We start from the raw sequence: 1490 nt of genomic DNA, 5'->3' as shown, positions 1-1490 counted from the left end.
AGCCAGAACCTACACCCAAACAACTCGCCAGACTTATTCAAGAGCGACACCGGCGACGACAGGCTGCCACAGAATCCTGTCGGCGGAGGGGTGGGGAAATATGACAAAGTAGAACTAATTAAAACTTGGTAAACCACCGCCTCTGGCGGTGAGACACGAAAAGGCTCTGCCATACCGGCGTGCGGAGTAAGAAAATGGTCTCCTTTGAACCGGCAAGTTCTATAGGAGGCCATTATGAGAGACTGGCAAAGCCAAGCTCACGTGAAGCATTATTGCACATACCATGTAGTGTTTGTTCCGAAGTATCGAAGGAAATCGATTTACGGAACGCTGAGGAAAGAAATAGGAGGGATATTGAGGGAGTTGTGTCGTCAGCAGGGTGTTGAATTGATAGAGGGTTACGCTATGCGTGATCACATTCACATGCTGTTGATGATTCCCCCCAAATACAGTGTGGCAAACACCATCGGTTTTCTGAAAGGTAAATCAGCGATACGGGCGTACATAAAGAATCAGGAACGGGAAGAGAAGCGCCAAGAGCAGTTAAGGTTGGCGGGACTCTGACAATAGCCCCCTCTGGGGGCTTTCATCATACTACCCGCTCTGCGGGTAGTATTTGATTCTATTTACTGAAGTTTCACCGTTTTCACCGGACTTCATCGGAAAAAGTTTAGCAAGGCCGCTGTCATAATTCTGGTTAATATGCCATAAGTATAGCTAATTACCACCCTTCCTGATGGCCCATGATTTTGTGTATTTTTATTTAAATTACAATCACTTAAAAGCTGCTGTGTCAAGCGCGACCGGGTTCAAGGGGTATCCGTTGCGTTTCAGCGAGTTATTCAATGTGACCCGGGAAACCCCAAAATGCTGGGCCACCTCGGTCTTGGTCATTTGCGGATCCTTGAGCATAGCGGCGGCCTTGCGGACATCGGCCTTGGACATGCTGGGCTTTCGTCCACCTTTCCGCCCCCTGGCCCTGGCGGCAGCCAGACCGGCCATGGTCCGTTCCCGAATCAGGCTGTGCTCGAACTCAGCAAGGGCGCCGAAGATGTGAAAGACGAGCTTTCCGCCGGCACTGACCGTATCGATGTTCTCGGTCAGAGACTGGAAGCCTACCCCCCGGTCTTCGAGGGCCGATACGATTTCCACCAAGTCTTTCAGGGAACGCCCCAGCCGATCCAGTCGCCACACTACCAGTACATCGCCTTTGCGCAACATCCGCAGGCAATTTTCCAGTTCCGGGCGGGCCGAGCTCTTGCCGGAAAACTTTTCCTGGAAAATCTCTTCGCAACTGGCCTTCTTTAGGGCATCCAGCTGGAGATCGGGGTTCTGATCCTGGGTCGAAACTCTCGCGTAGCCGATCCGTATAATAAACGCTCGTTATATTTACGTAGATAAGTTTACGCTATTTCTTTGCGGATAACCAGTGATTGTCGGTGGTTTTTGGGGGGATTTGCGGCTTGTAAAGAATACGGTCGTTCATTTTT

2 protein-coding genes are annotated in these 1490 nt (G+C 50.6%); one reads left to right on the top strand and one right to left on the bottom strand.

Annotated elements, in window-relative coordinates; all coding sequences use genetic code 11:
- Positions 1 to 234 precede the first annotated feature (234 nt).
- Positions 235 to 564, top strand: coding sequence for an IS200/IS605 family transposase (tnpA, locus tag ACOCD2_RS19640; protein WP_293653873.1), 330 nt, complete (start codon positions 235 to 237; stop codon positions 562 to 564).
- Between the two features lie 210 nt (positions 565 to 774).
- Here tnpA and ACOCD2_RS19635 read toward each other — a convergent pair whose 3' ends face one another.
- Positions 775 to 1371, bottom strand: coding sequence for a recombinase family protein (locus ACOCD2_RS19635; protein ID WP_293645333.1), 597 nt, complete (start codon positions 1369 to 1371; stop codon positions 775 to 777).
- Positions 1372 to 1490 lie beyond the last annotated feature (119 nt).

The organism is Thiolapillus sp., assembly GCF_048562965.1.
Taxonomy (GTDB): domain Bacteria; phylum Pseudomonadota; class Gammaproteobacteria; order Chromatiales; family Chromatiaceae; genus Thiolapillus; species Thiolapillus brandeum_A.
This window is presented reverse-complemented; position numbering and strand designations above follow the sequence as displayed.

What these genes read in the sequence shown, in the direction of transcription:
- tnpA (WP_293653873.1), top strand. Translation starts at nt 235, where the DNA reads ATGAGAGACTGGCAAAGCCAAGCTCACGTGAAGCATTATTGCACATAC.